Source organism: Nocardia miyunensis NBRC 108239 (genome assembly GCF_001613065.1).
GTDB lineage: Bacteria > Actinomycetota > Actinomycetes > Mycobacteriales > Mycobacteriaceae > Nocardia > Nocardia miyunensis.
Genome location: NZ_BDBQ01000144.1, coordinates 1 through 18,758, shown reverse-complemented (window position 1 = coordinate 18,758; position 18,758 = coordinate 1). Strand labels below are relative to the sequence as shown.

Here is an 18,758-nt window from a genome sequence, read left to right as displayed (position 1 = left end):
CGGACGCGACCCGTCCTGGGCCGCCGCGGCAGCCGCCCGGGTCCACGCCCTGGCCGCCAACCTCGCCGCCCACGCCGAATCCTCCGGCGGCCCAGGAACTCCCATCTCGGCAACCCCGCTACTGCGACACATCCGCCCGGCGATCCAGACCTTGCGAACGCTCGCCGCGCCGTAGTGGTCCAGCCGAATCGCCTTGTGGCCCAGTCACTCCCGTCGCCTTGCCGCCTCGGTGGCGTCGCCGGGGGGCGAGCTTCGTCAGGCTCGGCGCGCGGAGTCGAGACGCCGATGCGAACTCGGGGTCGAGACCGTATCGCCGCATCCCGGGCCGGTAGGTGCCGGATCGGGCCGGACTCGGTTCGGTCTCACTCGCCCTGGGCGAGTTTGGACACCGGTTCCCATTCACGCCACAGGGCCAGGCGCGATTCGTACTCGGCGGTGGCGATGCCCAGCGGGTCTACGCCGAAGAAGACGCGCAACGGCGGCTGCTCGGCGTCGACGACCTGCAGGATGGCCGCCCGGGTGCCGGTCGGCTCGCCGATGCGGCGTTCGCCGCGGATCTTCTCCCGCGCCGCGCGGGGTGCGTCGTACGCCGGATTCGGAGTGCTGTGTACCGACGATGAACCGGACCAGTCGGTGCTGAACCCGCCTGGCTCGATCAGCGTCACGTGGATGCCGAACCCGGCCACCTCCTTCGAAAGCGACTGAGAGAACCCCTCCAACGCCCACTTCGAGGCGTGGTAAGCGCCCAGATTCGGGAACGCGCTGATTCCGCCGATGCTCGACACCTGCAGGATGTGGCCGCTGCCCTGTGCCCGCAGAATCGGCAGCGCCGCCTGCGTCACCCACAGCGCGCCGAACACGTTCGTCTCCAGCTGCGCGCGGATCTCCTGCTCGGTGAGCTCCTCGATCATGCCGAAGTGGCCGTAACCGGCGTTGTTCACCACGATGTCGAGCCGCCCGAAATGCTGTGCCGCCTGCTGGACGGCCGCGAAGTCCGCGTCCCGGTCGGTGACGTCCAGGTGCAGCGCCAGGAAGGTGTCCGGGTATCCGGCGGTCAGGTCGTCGAGAGTGCTCAGATCGCGCGCGGTTCCGGCGACCCGATCGCCCCGTTCGAGCGCCGCGATCGCCCACTCGCGGCCGAATCCACGCGACACGCCGGTAATGAACCAAACCTTGCTCATGAGAACCCTCCATGTCAGTGGTCCGGGGCACTGTTCGCCCCGCGATAAACGGTAGGCACCTGGAGTGCGCTCCAAGCAAGTCCAGCCGACCGGGCGATGGTCCGGGGCGCGGCAATGGCAGGATCGGTAGCCGTGAACAGCACAGCATCGCAGGTGGAGACCGTCGTCGACCTGGACGCCATCGCGCACAACGTGCGAGTGCTGCGCGAGTACGCCGGGGGCGCCGGGGTCATGGCCGTGGTCAAGGGTGACGGCTACAACCACGGTGCGGTGCGGGTGGGACGTGCCGCGCTGGCGGCCGGGGCCGCCGAACTCGGCGTCACCACCATCGCCGAGGCGCTGGATCTGCGGGCCGCGGGGATCACAGCGCCGATTCTGAGCTGGCTCAACGTCGTCGACGCCGATTACACCGCCGCGGTCGCCGCGGATATCGAGCTCGGCGTGTCCTCGGTCCGGCAGCTGCGGGCGATCGAGCAGGCCGCGCGCACCACCGGCACGACCGCGGTGGTATCGCTCAAGGTCGACACCGGATTGAATCGCAACGGTATCTCCGATATCGAATATCCGCAGGTCCTGGCCCTGTTGCGTGAGCTGGTCGACGAGCGCGCGGTCCGGTTCCGGGCGATCTTCTCCCATCTCGCCCACGCCGACACCCCGCAGCATCCGGGTAACGACCTGCAGCGCGATCGTCTCCAGGACGCCATCGTCGCGGCGAAGGAATTCGGCCTCGAGCCCGAACTCGCCCACCTGGCCAATTCGGCCGCCGCGCTGGCCCGGCCGGATCTCACCTTCGACATGGTCCGGCCCGGTATCGCGATGTACGGGCTGTCGCCGATCGAGGACGCCGGATTCGGACTGCGTCCCGCGATGACGTTCCAGGCGCAGGTCGTGCTGGTCAAGCGGGTCGCCGAGGGGGAGGGCGTGTCGTACGGGCACGAGTGGATCGCACCGCGCGACACCACCGTGGCGCTGATTCCGGCCGGATACGCCGACGGCGTGTTCCGTGCGCTGGGCGGGCGGATCTCGGTGCGCATCGGCGAACGCGACTATCCGAGCGTGGGACGGGTGTGCATGGATCAGCTGGTGGTCGATCTGGGGCACGACGGCACCGGGGTCCGCGAGGGTGACACCGCGGTCCTGTTCGGCGGCGGGTCAGGGCAGACGCATCCGCAGCGATGGGCCGATCTGCTGGGTACCATCCACTACGAGATCGTGTGCTCGCCGCGCGGGCGGGTCGTACGGCGCTATGTGGGCGGAGGGGCTGTTTCATGAAATACGCTCGGCCACACGGGATCGGGAAGTACGTCCTCGAGGGCGGAATGGCGACCGCGGGGTTGCTCGGCGCACTGGCCGCCGCGCATTCGTTGCGGCGCATCGGCGCCACGGTGCAGTGGCCCGCTCGTTGCGACGAACTGCGTGACGAGGACTTCACGCTGCTGGATCGGGACCGGGCGCGCACGGTGGTCACCGAAGACGGTGTGGCACTGGCGGTTCGGGAATGCGGTCCCGAGGACGCACCTGCCACCGTGGTTTTCGTGCACGGATTCTGTAACAGCATGGAGTCTTTCCACTTTCAGCGGCGCGATCTCGAAAAGCAGTGGGGCCCAAGGGTTCGCATGATCTTCTTCGATCTGCGCGGACACGGCCGCTCGGGTGAGTCGCATGTCCGCGGCTGCACCGTGCCGCAGCTGGGCCGCGATCTGGTCGAGGTGGTGCGGGCGTGCGCTCCGGACGGGCCGCTCATGCTGGTCGGACATTCCATGGGCGGTATGGCGATTCTCGCTGCCGCCGCGCAGTTCCCGGAGCTGTTCGATGCCCGGGTGCGGGCGGTGGCGCTGCTGTCGACCGCGGCGGCGGAGGTCGCCGAGGCGGGCGTGACGCAGTTGCTGCGTAGTCCGGCCGTCGACGGATTCCGCGTCGCCGCGCACACCGCGCCCGCGCTGATGCAGGCCGGGCGGGTCGCCGCGCGGCACGTGATCAATCCGATCCTGCACGTCAGCTCGTTCCACGGTGACGTGAGCCCGACGCTGTCGCGGTTCACCACCTCGATGATCGATCGCACGCCGGTCGCCACGGTCGTGAAATTCCTCGAGGCCCTGCATGTGCACGACGAATCCGCGGCGCTGCCCACCCTGGCCCCGCTGCCGGAGCTGGTCCTGGGCGGCACGCACGACATGGTGATCCCGTTCCGGAATTCGGTCGCGCTGGCTCGCCGGTTGCCCGATGCCGATCTGGTCCGCGTCACCGATGCCGCGCATATGGTGCATCTGCAGTACCCGGATCTGGTCAATGCCGCGCTGGATCGCCTGCTGTTGCGCGGCGGGCTGCTCGGCGCCGGGGGAAAGCAGGAGGTCGCACGTGGCTGAGCAGCGGATTCTGCCGACGGTCGAGGACACCGAGGCGCTCGGTCGCGAACTGGCCCGCGACCTGGGCCCGGGTGATCTGGTCGTGCTCGACGGTCCGCTGGGCGCGGGAAAGACCGCGCTGACCCGCGGCCTGGCCGACGGGCTCGGCGTGCGGGGACGCGTCAGCTCGCCGACGTTCATCATCGCCCGCCAGCATCGCGCCGGGGACCACCCGGGCGCGGTCGGCATGGTCCACGTCGACGCCTACCGTCTCGGCGGCGATCTGGACGAACTCGATTCCCTCGACCTGGACACCGATCTGGATCACGCGGTGGTCGTCGTCGAATGGGGTCTGGGCGTCGTGGAACACCTCACCGACCGCCACCTGCGCGTCCTGCTGCGCCGCGAGCCGGACTCGGACGTGCGCACCGCGACGTGGGAGTGGGTCGCCGCCAGCTGAATCGGCGGATGCGCGGTGGCCCGGCGATCGTCGATGGAGTGTGATGCCGGACACTGTCGCGGTCCCGGGTGCTCGGGTCGAATCGGCGCGCGGTCGGCGGTGCTCGAGGCATCTGCGCTGGTAGTTGTTGTGGCGCTGGGGTGTTGGGCGCGACGGGCGGAGCAGAGCGATCTGATGTGGTTCGGCTCGGCGATGTCGGCGCGGCGGCGGGGTGAACCGGGGGCGGCCGGGTTGCCGTCGGGAAGGTGACCAACCGGTATCGTTGAGGCAATCATGCTTGTACTTGCCCTCGATACCGCGACGCCTGCCGTCACCGCGGGACTGGTGGCACTGGAGCAGGTCGCGCCCCAGCACCACGAGGTCCACACGCTCGCGTCCCGGGTCACCGTGGATGCCCGCGCCCACAACGAGGTGCTCACTCCGCAGATCCTCGAATGCTTCGACACCGCAGGGCGTTCCCGCGCCGAACTCGATGCGGTCGTTGTCGGGATCGGGCCGGGCCCGTTCACCGGACTGCGCGTCGGGATGGCGACCGGCGCCGCATTCGGTGATGCGCTGGGGCTGCCGGTGTACGGGGTGTGCAGCCTGGACGCGATCGCCGCGGCCGCGTGGCGGGACATCTCCTCGGTCGACGCCGAACTCCTGGTCGTCACCGACGCTCGGCGTCGCGAGGTGTACTGGGCCCGATATCGCGCGGTGTCCAAGGCGGCCCTGGCGGGATCGTTCGTGGTCGGCAACGGCGTTGTCGGCCCGCGGGCGCGCGCGGTGGTGCGCGTCGCGGGACCGCAGGTGTGCAAACCCGGTGAGCTGGAGTCCGGCGATTCCACCGTGATCGCCGGATCCGCTTCGCACGTGGACTTTTTCGACCTTCCGGTGTTGCCGGTGGAGACCCCGTCCCCGGCCGGTCTGGTCAGTTGCGCCGCCGCCGAACTGCTGGCGCGCGCCACCCCGCAGCCGCTGGTCCCGCTGTATCTGCGCCGCCCGGATGCGGTGGAACGCAGTTATCAGGCGGTCCGGGCGTGAGCGGCCGGGGCAACGAACGGACCGCGACCGTACCGGCCACCACTCATGCCGGAAAGGGTGCGGCATGAGCGACCGGATCGCACCGTCGATCCGGATCGAGCCGATGGATCGATCCGCGATCGACCGCTGCGTCGAGCTCGAGCAGTTGCTGTTCCCCGAGGACGATCCCTGGCCGGATGTGGCCTTCGAATCCGAGCTCGCCGGTACGCACAATCGCTACCTCGTCGCGCGGGACGAATCCGGCCGCATCGTCGGCTACGCCGGGATCGCGCTGCTGGGCCCGCTGGATCATCCCGAGGCCGAGGTGCACACGATCGGCGTCGATCCGCACAGCCATCGCGGCGGGATCGGCACGACCCTGCTGCGCGCGCTGCTGGCCGAGGCCGGTAAGCGCGGCGGGCCGGTCTTCCTGGAGGTCCGCACCGACAACGTTCCGGCGATCGCGCTGTACGAGAAGCACGGCTTCCACATCATCGGCCTGCGCAAGAACTACTACCAGCCCAGCGGGGCCGACGCGTTCACCATGCGCCGTCCCGCGACCGACGGCATCGCCGATCCGAACGAGGTGCTCGCATGAACCGCGACTGTGAAATTTGCTGTCGCACAACCGATGTACGGATCGACAGGGGCGTGCGGGCATGATCGTGATGGGCGTGGAGAGCTCCTGTGACGAGACCGGTGTCGGCATCGTGCGCTGGCACGAGGACGGCACCTGCGAACTGCTGGCCGACGAGGTCGCCTCGAGTGTGGAACAGCACGCCCGCTTCGGCGGCGTCGTTCCCGAGATCGCCTCGCGCGCACATCTGGAGGCGATCGTGCCCGCCGTGCGGCGCGCCCTGGCCGCGGCACAGGTAGCCAGGCCCGACGCGCTCGCCGTGACGATCGGCCCCGGGCTGGCCGGTGCCCTGCTCGTCGGCGTCGCCGCCGCGAAAGCCTATGCGGCGGCGTGGGACATCCCGCTGTACGCGCTGAACCATCTCGGCGGCCACGTCGCCGTGGACACCCTCGAACACGGTCCGATGCCGTCGTGCGTGGCACTGCTGGTTTCGGGTGGGCACACCCATCTGCTGCACGTCACCGATCTGGCCGAGCCGATCACCGAACTCGGCAGCACCGTCGACGACGCCGCGGGCGAGGCGTTCGACAAGGTGGCCCGGCTGCTCGATCTGGGTTTCCCGGGCGGCCCGGCGCTGGATGCCGCTGCGGCACACGGTGATCCGCAGTCCATCGCCTTCCCGCGCGGTATGACCGGCCCCCGCGACGCGCGCTACGACTTCTCCTTCTCCGGCGTGAAGACCGCCGTGGCCCGCTACGTCGAGGCGGCTCAGCGCGACGGCCGGGAGTTGCCGATTCCGGACATCGCCGCCTCGTTCCAGGAATCGGTGGCGGATGTGCTGACGCGCAAGGCGGTTCGCGCGGCACAGGACGTCGGCGTGGACACCCTCGTCCTCGGCGGCGGCGCGACCGCGAACTCCCGCATCCGCTCGATGGCCCAGGAGCGTTGCGCCGCGGCGGGTCTCACCCTCCGCGTGCCCAAACCCCGCCTGTGCACCGACAACGGCGTCATGATCGCGACGCTGGGCGCCCACGTCATCGCGGGCGGCGCGAAACCCTCCCCGCTCACCGTCGCCACCGACCCGGGCCTGCCGGTCTCCACCAGCCAACTGCAATAACCCGGGGACGGACTGAATGGTTGCCGCGCCTACGCGGCGAAGGCAATCGTCAAGTGCTGATCCATCGCGTGGGCAACGTTGCGATAGGTCCGGCTCGACGAGCGATGCGGTCAGGGCGCACAGGTTACCAACCCGTGCGCTCGAACCGCTTTCAGCTCAGTGCTTTTCGGTGCCGTCGGCGTTGAGGATCAGCTGGGTGGCCTTGGGGGAGGCGAAGTCGAACATGCCGGACAGGTCGCCCGCGGTGGCCTCGGAGGAGCCGTTGCCCAGGACGGGCAGGGACCAGTTGGACTCGATGAACTTCACGATCGAGGTCTCGTCGGTGAGGGCGTGGTCGACGTGGTTGATCTTGGCGTAGGGGGAGATCGCCAGCAGGGGCAGGCGCGGGCCGGTGCCGCAGCGGCCCTGATGACCGCCGAGCGCGGGCTTGCTCGCGCACGGACCGTAGACGTCCGAGGCGCTGGTGGAGCCGTTGATCACCGGTCCGGCGACGTGGTCGTACCAGCCGTCGGAGTCGTCGTAGGCGATGAAGATCGCGGTGGACTTCCAGTCCGGCGACTGCTGGATGGCGTTGATCCGGTCCACCAGGAAGTGCTGCTCGTCGATCGGATCGGAATATCCGGCGTGACCGTCCTGGTACTCGGCCGCCTTGACGTAGCTCACCGCGGGCAGCTTGCCCGCCTTGGCGGCCTGGTCGAACCACTCCAGCCCGTACTGGTGATTGGCCGGACCGGCGTGCCCGACCTCGTCCAGCGAGGCGGGGACGGTGTGATGCGGATTGGACGTGGACTTGAAGTACTGGAACGGCTCGTGGTGCGGGCTGTAGTCCAGCGCCTGCTGACCGCCGACGTTCGCGTGCTTCGAACCGCACACGGCGTTCCCGGCGGCGTTCTTGCCGGTCGGGGTGAATCCGCCCTGGAACCAGCCCCAGCTGATGTTCTTGTCGTTCAGCTCGTCACCGATGTTCTTGGCGTTCACGGCCATCAGGTTGTCGGTGGTGGTGTGGCTCTTGTTCGAGCAGTCGTCGTACGCGGGGTCGGCGTCGTCGATATCGGAGCCGACGCCCTGCGCGTCCGGCGCGGCGACCAGATTCGGATCCTGCACCGGCTCACCGGTTTTCGCGTCGATGGCCTGCGCGCCGTAGGTCTGCGCGGCGGTCACCTCCAGCGCGCCCGGCGTGGACGGTCCGAAGGTGGTGCCGAAGGAGTTGTCGCTCATCGCGAAATGCTGGGCGTAGTTCCACATCGCGGTGACGGTGTTGCCGTCGTAGTAGTCCATCACGATCCCGTTGGGACCGTAGGCGGCCGGGCATTCGTCCTTCTGCGTCTTCTGGACGAACTGATCCATCTTGCCGTTGTCGAACGCTTCTTGCTCGGCCTTGTACGAGTGGTCCTGATCGCAGGTCATGGCCTTGTCCGGGCCCAGGCGCTGCGGCTGAAACAGGTTCGGGTTGTGCGTCAACAGATCCGGGGTCAGCCCGTTCACCGCCGGGGTGCCCGGCGCGGCGTGGAACTGCACGCCGTCGGTGTTGGCGGCGTTCGGATACGTGCCGAAATAGTGGTCGAACGAGATGTTCTCGTCGTAGAGGACCACGATGTGCTTTATCGGCGTCGTGGTCGTCGCCGACTGGTCGGTCACCGTGGTGCTCGTCGAGGACGAGCAGGCGGCCGCGAGCAGCCCGGCTGTCGCGATGGCGGCGGCGATCGTCGTGCGTCGCTTGTACTTTCCGCTGCCACCCTGCGCTGGTGCGCGCCGCGTCTGGGAGCCTGTACTCACGTATCCTCCTGGGTCGATCCCGCCTCGCCGCTCATGCGAAGTCAAACGATAGTCACGAGCGGAGATTTCCCAGGGGTGAACACGGGGCGACGTCCGCCTGTCGGGTGGAAGATCCGCCTCACGTCATCAGGGCGCGAGCATAGAAATCCGTGTCATCGCGCACACCCGGCAGGACGAAGAAGTATCCGCCGCCGAACGGTGCGATGTAGTCGACCAGCGGTTCGTCCGCCAGCCGATTCTGCACGACCTCGAACTGCGTGTGCGGATCACGTTGGTAGCACAGGAAGATCAGGCCCTGGTCGAGATTTCCGGCGTCGTCGTTGCCGCGGTCGTAGTTGAAACTGCGCCGCAGGATCTGACTGCCCGCGGTGTCGGGCGTGCGCGGATTGGCCAGGCGGATATGCGCATTCAGCGGGATGACCAGTCCCTCGGGATCATCGCTGTAGTCCGGCGTATCGCTCTCGTGGTCGCCGTTCAGGGGCGCTCCGGTATCGCGCACCCGGCCGAACATGTTCTCCTGCTCGGTGATCGCGATCCGGTCCCAGAACTCCACGAGCATCCGGATCAGCCGGACCACCTGATATGTGCCCCCGGCCGCCCAGGCGGGCTCCCCGGCGCCGGCCCACACCAGATGCTGGAAGTCGGCACTGCCCGGATTGGCGATACCGTCCTTGAAGCCGAACAGATTTCGCGGCGTCCCGCTCGGCCGGGGCGGGCTGACGAAACCGTTCATCCGCCAGCGCGGCTGCATCGCGCCGCGGGTGGCGCGAGTGATGTCGCGCAGGGCGTGCACGCAGACGTCGGCGTCGGCCGCGGTCAGTTGCAGGCTCAGATCGCCGTGGCACCAGGAGGTTCGGAGGTTGTCGTTGGGGAACATCGGCATCGCGGTCAGTCCCGCGGGCCGCTTGCCGGACAGGCCGTACCGGTCGTCGAACAGGCTCGCGCCCACACCCACGGTGATCACCGGCCCGCCCGCCGGTACATCCGGACCGAGGACGCCGTTGTCGGCGGGCGGCGCGGTGATGCCGACCGCGGACGGCGGCCCTCCGGCACTGAGGATGCGGGCGCGTTCGGTGAGGGTGCGGAACAACTCGGTCAACTCGGCCGGGCTCTCGGCGATCACATCGAACGACGCGGTGATTCCCTGCGCGCCGGGCGGCGGCGGATCGGCGACCCCTGCCTGGTGGATCCCGTGGAACGGCGGCACGGCCTGTGCGGCGGTGACCGTGTGCAGCGCGGCGGGCGCGATCGCCGAGGCCGTGGTCACCGCGCCGCCTACGCCCGCGGCCATCGCACCACGCAGGAAGGAACGCCGACTCGGCGACGGATTCGCGGTCACTGGAACGTCTTTCGCGGTTTGCAGATGGTCGCGATCGGGGCGAGGTACTCCAGCAGCTGGCTCAGGGTGCCGTTGAGCCGCTGCCGGTCCGACGGGCTCAGCGCGGACACCGCGGTCCAGGCGCCACTGGCAGGATCGCCCGCAGGCGCATTCGCGTGGTGCGTCTCGAGCAGTGCCTCGAAACGGTTGAGCCAGGTCATCGTCTGCGGGAGCCGCGCATATCGGGTGCGCAGCACCGGATCCAGCACGGTGAGCAACTCCCGCGTCCCCGTGACGTTCGCCGCGGCGGTGGCCAGGGAACTTCCGCTGCCGTAGTCGGCATCGCCGGTCATCTCGAATCGCAGTGTGTTCTCCAGGATTTCGTGCGTGCGCAGGCCCAGATCCAACAGCGGGACCTGAATGTCCGGGAAGTCCGCGACCAGTCCGTGCACGTCCTGGGCCAGCTGATCGGCGGGCCCGGCCAGTGTCGCGAGCGACTCGCCGTGCCACAGGCCGTATTCCACCCGATGAAAGCCGGTGAACTGCGGATCGGCGGCGCCCCCGGCCAGGCCGTCGGTCCGGCCGTCGAGTTTGCCGTCGTAGTCGCCGAACGCGTCGTAGGCCGCGCCGAGACGTTCGTAGTCCAGATGGGCGGTCAGCCAGGCCGTGCGCGCCGTCGCGAGATCACCGCGATCGACCGTGTCGCGCAGGATGTCGGTGTCGGCGGCCAGCCGGGTCAGCCCGGCCGCGACGTAGTCCACGTACCGCTTGTCCGGCCCGTACAGATCCTCGGGGGTGACCGGCGCCGCCGCCGAGGCCGCGGGCGGTCCGGCGATCGTGACGGTGGGGCCGGTGATCAGCGCGTTGTCCGAACCCTCCAGGGCGCAACGGAAGGCGAACGTGCCTCCGCCGACGTCGACACGGGTGCCGCGGGTGGTGTTCGGCCCGATATCGGGCACCTCGGCGGAGATCGCGCCGGTGCGCACATCGATCAGGTCGACGGTCGTCGGATTGGAACCGGTATTACGGAAGTAGAAGGTCTGCTGGCCGGTGTGCGGATCGGTCCAGCCCTGGCCACAGGCGTCCTCGGAGACGTCGATGACCTGCCGGACGGGTTTCGCGGGGGCGGGGTGCCCGCAGGCACTCGCCACCGTCGCCGTGCTGATCGCGGCGACGGCCACGACGATACGGCGTACTGGTCCCATGCGCATGACCGCGACAGCTTACGGCAACCAGCGTTCCGAAACGGGGTCGCACGATCTGTACAGCGAGTATTCATTCCGTTGTCGCAGTGGGCCGTTGCGATGGCGATCGACCGGGTACAAGCTTGCTCGCGGGGCTGATCCGTTGTCGCCGTTCCGCTGCGGCGGGTCGTTACTCAGCGCCGGTTTTCAGGGCAGGACCGGACGATATTCGGCATGGTGAGTTGTCGCCGGTTAGTGGTGTCAGTCGGCGGGTGAGTGTCGCTCGCGGTCGACTCAGTGTCAACGTGCGGGGATCGTCACTCGGGGACGGTGTTTCGGGTTGGGCCACGGCGGTTTCCGGCATGGTGGTCCGTTGTTGGTCGTGGCGGTGTCAGTCGGCGGGGAGGAGTGTCGCTCGCGCGGCTGATCCGGTGTTGGCGCGCGGCACATGCGGACTGTGACTCGTCGGCGTCGGTGTCGATCCTGAAGTGATGGCCGGCCCGGATGTCGTGGTCGGAGCCGGGACAGTGCTCGGCACGGTGGGCTGCGGGGTGGTGGTACCCAGCAGCGGGCCGAGCAGATGCGGCAGATCCGGCAGCGGGATGGGCGGCAGCCCTGGATCCGGGCGCAGCGGGACGGCGGTGGTCGCCGGCGCCGCGCTCGGCGCGGTGGTGGGTTGCTGGCTGGTGTCCGTGGTGGAGGCGGACGGGGTCGTCGTGGTGGTGGTGACCGCGGTGTGCCTGCCGGGCGCGATCTGTCCGGCGGTGGTGCTCGGGGTGCTCGGGGGCAGGGTGGTCGGCGGCGGTGTCGTGGTTGTGGTGGGGAAATCCGCTGTGCGCGTGGTGCCGGCCGGGGTGACGTCGTGGTCGGCGGTGGGGACCAGTTCCTTGACCCCGTAACCGACCACCAGGCCCAGCACCACGACCGCGCCGGCCAGGGTGCCGATGAGTTTGGCGAAGGTGCCGGGTTTCGCGTCCGAGCCGAGGCTGATCACCGGGAAGGCCGACGGTTGCACCGAATCGGCAACCAGCGCAGCGCCTTTCGCGGTCGCGGCCTCCGGTTCGGGCACGGTGAGGACCACGACGTCGAGCAGGTCGGCGAGGCCGTTGACCACGGCGGCCATATTGGCGCAGCCGCCGATCACGGTGACCGCGCGCGGATATTTCGGTGCGCGCGCGAAGACCGCCGCGGCGAAGACCGCGGCCTCGTGGAGCAGATCGGCGATCAGCTCCCCGAAATCGGCGCGGGTGAGTTTGAGGGGCTGACCGGCGACGTGATCGATGGTGACCGCCGGGGCGATGGACAGATGCTCCTTGGCCGCTCGGGCGCGGTTGATGAGCATGGTGCGGTTGGGCCGGGTGCCGCGGCGGGCGAAGTGGCAGTCGAGCAGGTGGTGGTAGATCAGCTCGTCCATGGCATTGCCGCTGACGTTGTCGGTGCGCTCGCTGTGCAGCACGACGTCGTCGGCGACGTCGGCCACCGAGACGGTCATACCGGACGCGCCGAGATCGATCAGGCCGACCGTCTCGTACCTGTCCAGCAGGCCGGTGTGGCGCAGATAGGTAAGTGCGGCAGTGCTTTCCAGAATCAGTTGCACGTCGCGACGCTGGCGGCCGATGGCGGAGCGGATCGCCACGGCCTGTTCGCGATCGCGGTAGGCGACCGCGATGGCGCCGGGGGTGGGAAACGGCTCGCCCGACGCGGTCGCCGGTCCGGCGGCGTGCGCACCGCGCGGGTACACGAATTCGCGGGGCATCTGGGTGGTCATCAGCTCGATCGAGGAGGCAACCAGATCGCCGAGATCCGAATGTGCGGCGTCCGCGGAGACGATCCGGTAGTCGAATTCCTGTGCGCCATTGGGTGCGGTGGCGACCAGCGCCGAGCACACCACCTCGTTCCCGGCGGAGATGCCGAGGGATGTTCGCATGTTCACCTCCCTTCGAGCGGATGGTCATCGTGTCGCCGACCATCGGATGCGGACAGCACGGGCATCCGCGTGGATGGCGGATGGTCCGAGCTGATCGAGCCGGTCCCGCGGTCCATTCGGGCGTAGGGTCCGGCGACGATCACTTGCGGTCTGGTACTCGTTCCATGGTGTGCGCCAAGGGCTCGCGCGGGGTGAAGCGGTGTGTGCAACGCTCGGCGGATCGCGTGACGGTGTGGGACCATCCGACAAGTACCTCCCGAGGGCGCGAAGCCGTCGGTCGGCACGGCGTCTGCTGGCACGGCAACATCACGGAGCCGTCGTCCATAGTGTCACATTCCGTTATCCGAACGTTACAGATTTTCCAGATCAATTGCCACCGTGTGGACGATGTGACTCGAGTTACCCGTGAGGTCCAGGGTCACCGGGGGTTTCCGGCGAAAAATCGTCGGCGTGTCGTGCAACGTGTCGCGGCGCGGCGGGTTGCGAGCCGGTATCGAAGAATCAGCACTACCCAACCTTGAGCGCTGGCACTCTGCTGTATAGAGTGCTAGGTGGCACTGGTGGAAGTTTCAGTTGCCAGCACGACCACTGCACTGGGGCTCCGGCACCCGCGACGACGGGGCTATGGGCAGGGTCGGCACACGACCGAAACCGTGAGTCCGGGGAACAGCCCCGGACGAGTAGAAATCCCCTGAAAGTGGAGGGCTCAACGTGGCGAGCGTGAACATCAAGCCGCTCGAGGACAAGATCCTCGTCCAGGCCGGCGAGGCCGAGACGACGACCGCCTCCGGCCTGGTCATCCCCGACACGGCGAAGGAGAAGCCCCAGGAGGGCACCGTCATCGCCGTGGGTCCGGGTCGGGTCACCGACACGGGTGACCGCATCCCGGTGGACGTCAAGGAGGGCGACACCGTCATCTACAGCAAGTACGGCGGCACCGAGATCAAGTACAACGGCGAGGAGTACCTGATCCTGTCGGCTCGCGACGTCCTGGCTGTCGTCAACAAGTGACCCAGTCGTAGCGCGATGCTGCCCCGGACCGCTTGCGGCGCCGGGGCAGTGTTCGTTACGCACCTTCGACGATCAGACACTGAAGGAATTCTCAACTATGGCAAAGCAGATCGAGTTCGACGAGAAGGCTCGTCGGGCAATGGAGCGCGGTGTCGACAAGCTCGCCGACGCCGTCAAGGTCACGCTCGGTCCCCGTGGTCGGCACGTGGTGCTGGCCAAGGCGTTCGGCGGTCCGGCCGTCACCAACGACGGCGTCACCATCGCCCGCGACATCGACCTCGAGGACCCCTTCGAGAACCTGGGCGCGCAGCTGGTCAAGAGCGTGGCCACCAAGACCAACGACGTCGCGGGTGACGGCACCACCACCGCCACCGTGCTGGCGCAGGCGCTGATCAAGGGCGGCCTGAAGAACATCGCCGCCGGCGCCAACCCGATCGCCCTGGGCGCGGGCATGAGCAAGGCCGGCGACGTCGTCTCCGAGGCGCTGCTGGCAGCGGCCAAGCCGGTCTCCGGCGAGAAGGCCATCGCGCAGGTCGCCACCGTGTCCTCGCGCGACGAGGAGATCGGCGAGATGGTCGGCAAGGCGCTGACCACCGTCGGCAAGGACGGCGTGGTCACCGTGGAGGAATCCTCCCTGGTGAGCACCGACCTCGAGATCACCGAGGGCGTGCAGTTCGACAAGGGCTATCTGTCCGCGTATTTCGTCACCGACCTGGACAAGCAGGAAGCGGTGCTGGAGGACGCGCTGGTGCTGCTGCACCGGGAGAAGATCAGCTCGCTGCCGGATCTGCTGCCGCTGCTGGAGAAGATCGCCGAGTCCGGCAAGCCCGTCCTGATCATCGCCGAGGACGTCGAGGGTGAGGCGCTGTCCACCCTGGTCGTCAACGCGATTCGCAAGACGCTCAAGGTCGTCGCGGTCAAGGCGCCGTTCTTCGGTGACCGCCGCAAGGCGTTCCTGGACGATCTGGCGATCGTCACCGGTGCGACCGTCGTCAACCCGGACCTCGGCATCAACCTGCGCGAGTCGGGCCTGGACGTGCTCGGTTCGGCGCGGCGTGTCGTCGTCACCAAGGACGAGACCACGATCGTCGACGGCGCGGGCACCCAGGATGCCATCGACGGGCGAATTGCCCAGCTGCGCAGCGAGATCGAGGCCACCGACTCCGACTGGGACCGCGAGAAGCTCGAGGAGCGGCTGGCCAAACTGTCCGGCGGCGTCGCGGTGATCAAGGTCGGCGCGGCCACCGAGACCGCGCTCAAGGAGCGCAAGTACCGGGTCGAGGACGCGGTCAGCGCGGCCAAGGCCGCGGTCGAGGAGGGCATCGTCCCCGGCGGTGGCACCGCGCTGGTGCAGGCGAGCACCAAGCTCGCCGAACTGCGCGAGTCGCTGTCCGGCGACGCGGCCGTCGGCGTCGAGGTCGTGCGCAAGGCGCTCGCGGCCCCGCTGTACTGGATCGCCAGCAACGCCGGCGTCGACGGTGCGGTCGTGGTCAGCAAGGTCGCCGACGGCAAGGACGGCTTCAACGCCGCCACTCTCGTCTACGGCGATCTGGTCACCGACGGCGTCGTGGACCCGGTGAAGGTGACCCGTTCCGCTGTCCTCAACGCCGTCTCCGTCGCCCGCATGGTGCTCACCACCGAGAGCGCCATCGTCGACAAGCCCGCCGAGGAAGAGGCCGACGACCACCACGGTCACGCGCACTGAGTCTTCTGCCTCCGCTCCGCTCCGGCGGGTTCGCGGCCCCCAAGGGCCGCCGTTCGGCCCTCGAGACTCGGGCTTCGCCCATGCGCTTCGAGGGCCGAACGGCGACCCGGCCGCGAACGGGCGCTCGAAGGCTCGCTCTGTGCGGGGCGAGGGGAGTGCGCATCTCGGGTAGTGGGGTTGAGTGTCTTGGTTCGCTTGGTGGTGAATGTCGGTCGAGGGCTGGCGTTGTGGGGGGTTGGGGGAGTGCGCATCTCGGGTAGTGGGGGTGAGCAGGCTCGCTTCGTGCCCGGTTGAGAGAGTGCGCATTTCGCGTAGTTGTCGGGTGAGGGCTGTCGTCTTGCTCGGTCGGGCGGTCGCTCACGGGCTGGTTCCGTGCGCGGTTGAGGGGGTACGCATCTCGCGTGGCTCTGGTTGATGGGTTTCGTTTCGCCGGTCGCGATCTTCTCGCTCGAAGGCCGGTTCTGTGCGCGGTTGGGGGAGTGCGCGTCTCGCGTTTCGGGGGGGATATCTTGATGGGATATCCCGAATTTCGGGTGGCGGGGGAGCCGGGTATTCGTGTGGGGGTAAACAGAATTACGGGCCGTTCACATTCATTCATGAATGTGAACGGCCCGTTGACTTATCTGGAATATGGAGATTCTCGGCTGCGGATTCGGTTGCCGCGCAGCGGGATGGAATCGGCTAGGCGGTAGGGCTGCCCGGATGCACCGCATTGCGCGGTGTATGGGCCGGTGCGGAACTTTCGGACTCTTCCGCGGCAATCATGTTCAGGACGCGATCACGCAGTGAGGCGGGCGGTGGGGTTGCCGACGCCGAGGCGAACAGGGTGAGAGCTTGTCGGTTCAGCTGCACTTCCGTGTTGAAGTCCGCACGCAGCGCCGGGTCGTCGCCCTCGGCTATCTCCCGCACCGCGCGCTGGTCCTCGTCGCCGATCGACCCGAGCGCGACCATGTGCGCGAGATCGATCTGGCTTTCGTTCATCTCACGTCACTCCCAAATTCTTCTTCAGTCTGGTCAAACCGTCCCGAATACGGGACTTAACCGTCGGTAACCCTACGCCGAGCTGCGCGGCCACCTCGGCGTATGTATGTCCGCCGAAGTACGCCAGCGAGATCGCCTCTCGCTGCGTGGCGGTGAGCGTCTCCAGGCCCGCGCGCACGGCCTGCTGCTCCAGGCGCCGACCGACCTCCTCGGTGACCTCGTCGAACTCGTTCCCGAGGGTGCTCGCGCCGTAGGCGACCTCACGCAGGGCGTGGGCCTGTTCCGCACGCACCCGGTCGACCGCCCGCCGATGGGCCAGCGTCATCAGCCAGGTGACCGCGGAACCCTTGGTCGCGTCGAAATTGGCTGCGGTACGCCAGATCTGCAGATAGACCTCCTGCGTGGTCTCCTCCGCGTATCCCGGATCGTGTAGAACGCGCAGCACCAGGCCGAATACGCGTGCACAGGTTCGGTCGTACAGTTCGGCGAAGGCTCGCTGATCGGATAGCCCGCATCGTTCGAGCAGAGCCGCCAGTTCGAGTCCTTCGGCTGCGCGCGCCGTCACCGCAGAGTCCACGCTGGGGGAGTTCGCCCGCTCGTCCCGAAACGCTTGGTGGAACGAGTCGCCCTCTGCGGCCGGCGGCCGCGTTGTCACAACGCTCCATTCTGTGTCATCGGCCACTACCGTAGCCTGCCGCTATGACCTCCTCTCCGCTGGGGTATCGGCAAAACCGACTGCGGCTCAGCGGTTTTCGGACATCGCTCGACACGCGGAGATTTTTTCGAGAGACACGCCGCGGACACGCCGAGAACATCTGCAAAACGCCGTTTTCACAGACAGTGGATCAACGTTGAACTCGCTCGGGTGGATACGGACTGCTGCGTGGTTGCGCAAACCGTTTCCGCTGACTCGGGTGGCGCGTGCCGAATATCGGATGGCAACGCTCCCGATCGCTGCACCGCAGGTCTTACGGCGGTAGCCGAATATTCCGGGTGCTTGTTCATGCCGTTAACTGGCCGTTAGCTCGAGTGGCCGGTGTTTGCTAGGCATTCGGCGCACCCGCGCCTGCGGATGGGGAGAAATTTTTCTCCGCGCCGCGACGGTGCGGCCTGCGGGCGGCTCAGACGGCGACGCGGCGGCGGTTCCGGCGCGCGTGCATTTCGCGCTCGGTCTCGGACAGGCCGCCCCAGATGCCGTAGGGCTCGCTGACCTTCAGGGCGTGGCTGCGGCACTGCATCAGCACCGGGCAGTTCCGGCAGATTTCCTTGGCACGCAGCTCACGCTGGGTGCGGGCACGGCCGCGCTCGCCGTCGGGGTGGAAGAATACCGACGAGTCCACTCCGCGGCAGGAACCGCGCATCTGCCAATCCCAGACGTCGGCGTTGGGCCCAGGGAGATGAGTGGGCATGGGCATGGTGAACTCCTTATGGTGCGAGCTCGTCGGCGTTGTCGAGCGGTGCGGTAGCAACGGTCTGTCCGGCCCCGGGGGCGCGGCCGGATGGGACCTCGCCGAGATCGGGCTCGGACCGTATCGCCGGTGTCCCGGCGATCGCAGTTCGCGGCACTCACATTTTCGTGAGGCGCCGACGACGGCGATGTCGTACGTTAGGACGGATAAACAAATCGAGTCAATAGTTTCCACATTGGGGATTTCAAATCGAGGGAATCGCAGATTTAACCTCTGCGCTGTTTACTTTTCAGCTCGCTGTCGAGATACTGATCTGTTTGGCGGTTCCGGGTGGTCCGCGTGCAATCATGTGAGCGCTCACAAAACCCCAGGTAAACGGTAGTTTCTTGATGGAAATGCTTGGTTCCCGCAACTCTCGCGCACCCTGGGATATGTGACCGATCTCATGGTTTGAGCTGGCGGTTACCCTCGCCGAGGGCATGTCCGGGTGGACTTCCCGGGGCGCGCAGGTTAATTGCTCGAAAAGCATGCGAACTTTTGACGCGCATGCTAGGCGATTGCACGAGGTAGTTTAACGAGATCGAAACACCTGGGAGGCTTTCCGCATGCCAGACGGTTGCCGGGAGTTCTATCGGCGTATGGGAACGGGTGCGTCGATAGGGTGCTGCGATGCACGAGTTCAGTTCTGAATCCCGTCCGCGGCACGCGATATTCGCGGCGGCCGCCTTCGGCCCCGACCCGCGCGCGGCGACCGCGGAATTGCCC

At 67.9% G+C, this 18,758-nt stretch carries 16 protein-coding genes; 8 read left to right on the top strand and 8 right to left on the bottom strand.

Annotated elements, in window-relative coordinates; all coding sequences use genetic code 11:
- Positions 1–362 precede the first annotated feature (362 nt).
- Positions 363–1,181 (bottom strand): SDR family oxidoreductase, encoded by an 819-nt coding sequence (locus NM2_RS45230; protein WP_067683452.1) that lies wholly within the window; start codon positions 1,179–1,181, stop codon positions 363–365.
- 114 nt (positions 1,182–1,295) lie between these two features.
- Between NM2_RS45230 and alr the strand changes: the two genes are divergently transcribed.
- From alr to tsaD, 6 genes are all read left to right on the top strand, one after another.
- Complete coding sequence (alr, locus tag NM2_RS45225; RefSeq protein WP_084532312.1) at positions 1,296–2,453, top strand: alanine racemase; 1,158 nt, start codon at positions 1,296–1,298, stop codon at positions 2,451–2,453.
- On the top strand, positions 2,450–3,547 hold the full coding sequence (locus NM2_RS45220) for an alpha/beta fold hydrolase (protein WP_067683446.1): 1,098 nt from the start codon (positions 2,450–2,452) through the stop codon (positions 3,545–3,547). The genes alr and NM2_RS45220 overlap by 4 nt, the downstream gene beginning before the upstream one ends.
- Complete coding sequence (tsaE, locus tag NM2_RS45215; RefSeq protein ID WP_067683445.1) at positions 3,540–3,986, top strand: tRNA (adenosine(37)-N6)-threonylcarbamoyltransferase complex ATPase subunit type 1 TsaE; 447 nt, start codon at positions 3,540–3,542, stop codon at positions 3,984–3,986. The genes NM2_RS45220 and tsaE overlap by 8 nt, the downstream gene beginning before the upstream one ends.
- A gap of 273 nt (positions 3,987–4,259) precedes the next feature.
- Complete coding sequence (tsaB, locus tag NM2_RS45210) at positions 4,260–5,009, top strand: tRNA (adenosine(37)-N6)-threonylcarbamoyltransferase complex dimerization subunit type 1 TsaB (protein ID WP_067683443.1); 750 nt, start codon at positions 4,260–4,262, stop codon at positions 5,007–5,009.
- Between the two features lie 64 nt (positions 5,010–5,073).
- Entirely contained in the window at positions 5,074–5,586 is a 513-nt protein-coding gene (gene rimI / locus NM2_RS45205; RefSeq protein WP_067683441.1) for a ribosomal protein S18-alanine N-acetyltransferase, read from the top strand.
- 61 nt (positions 5,587–5,647) lie between these two features.
- Positions 5,648–6,682 (top strand): tRNA (adenosine(37)-N6)-threonylcarbamoyltransferase complex transferase subunit TsaD, encoded by a 1,035-nt coding sequence (gene tsaD / locus NM2_RS45200; RefSeq protein WP_067683439.1) that lies wholly within the window; start codon positions 5,648–5,650, stop codon positions 6,680–6,682.
- A 156-nt stretch (positions 6,683–6,838) separates the two neighbouring features.
- On the opposite strand, the gene NM2_RS45195 is transcribed toward tsaD, so the two are convergent.
- The 4 genes from NM2_RS45195 to NM2_RS45180 form a co-directional block, all read right to left on the bottom strand.
- Positions 6,839–8,458, bottom strand: a complete 1,620-nt coding sequence (locus NM2_RS45195; protein ID WP_067683437.1) for a phospholipase C — start codon at positions 8,456–8,458, stop codon at positions 6,839–6,841.
- Positions 8,459–8,576: 118 nt separating this feature from the next.
- Positions 8,577–9,749, bottom strand: a complete 1,173-nt coding sequence (locus NM2_RS45190; RefSeq protein WP_067683456.1) for a Dyp-type peroxidase — start codon at positions 9,747–9,749, stop codon at positions 8,577–8,579.
- 44 nt (positions 9,750–9,793) lie between these two features.
- The gene (locus tag NM2_RS45185; RefSeq protein ID WP_218026123.1) at positions 9,794–10,981 is read right to left on the bottom strand and encodes an EfeM/EfeO family lipoprotein; all 1,188 of its coding nucleotides are present in this window, start codon (positions 10,979–10,981) and stop codon (positions 9,794–9,796) included.
- 370 nt (positions 10,982–11,351) lie between these two features.
- The gene (locus NM2_RS45180) at positions 11,352–12,887 is read right to left on the bottom strand and encodes an Hsp70 family protein (protein ID WP_067683454.1); all 1,536 of its coding nucleotides are present in this window, start codon (positions 12,885–12,887) and stop codon (positions 11,352–11,354) included.
- A 711-nt stretch (positions 12,888–13,598) separates the two neighbouring features.
- Here NM2_RS45180 and groES point away from each other — a divergent pair.
- Both groES and groL read left to right on the top strand, forming a co-directional pair.
- Positions 13,599–13,898 (top strand): co-chaperone GroES, encoded by a 300-nt coding sequence (gene groES / locus NM2_RS45175; protein WP_067683434.1) that lies wholly within the window; start codon positions 13,599–13,601, stop codon positions 13,896–13,898.
- 97 nt (positions 13,899–13,995) lie between these two features.
- Positions 13,996–15,603, top strand: a complete 1,608-nt coding sequence (gene groL / locus NM2_RS45170; protein WP_067683429.1) for a chaperonin GroEL — start codon at positions 13,996–13,998, stop codon at positions 15,601–15,603.
- A gap of 681 nt (positions 15,604–16,284) precedes the next feature.
- Here groL and NM2_RS45165 read toward each other — a convergent pair.
- The 3 genes from NM2_RS45165 to NM2_RS45155 form a co-directional block, all read right to left on the bottom strand.
- A complete protein-coding gene (locus NM2_RS45165) occupies positions 16,285–16,584 on the bottom strand; it encodes an RskA family anti-sigma factor (protein WP_067683427.1) in 300 nt (99 codons plus the stop codon).
- A gap of 1 nt (position 16,585) precedes the next feature.
- The gene (locus NM2_RS45160) at positions 16,586–17,161 is read right to left on the bottom strand and encodes a sigma-70 family RNA polymerase sigma factor (protein ID WP_067683424.1); all 576 of its coding nucleotides are present in this window, start codon (positions 17,159–17,161) and stop codon (positions 16,586–16,588) included.
- A 544-nt stretch (positions 17,162–17,705) separates the two neighbouring features.
- The gene (locus tag NM2_RS45155) at positions 17,706–17,999 is read right to left on the bottom strand and encodes a WhiB family transcriptional regulator (protein ID WP_040819224.1); all 294 of its coding nucleotides are present in this window, start codon (positions 17,997–17,999) and stop codon (positions 17,706–17,708) included.
- Between the last annotated feature and the right edge of the window lie 759 nt (positions 18,000–18,758).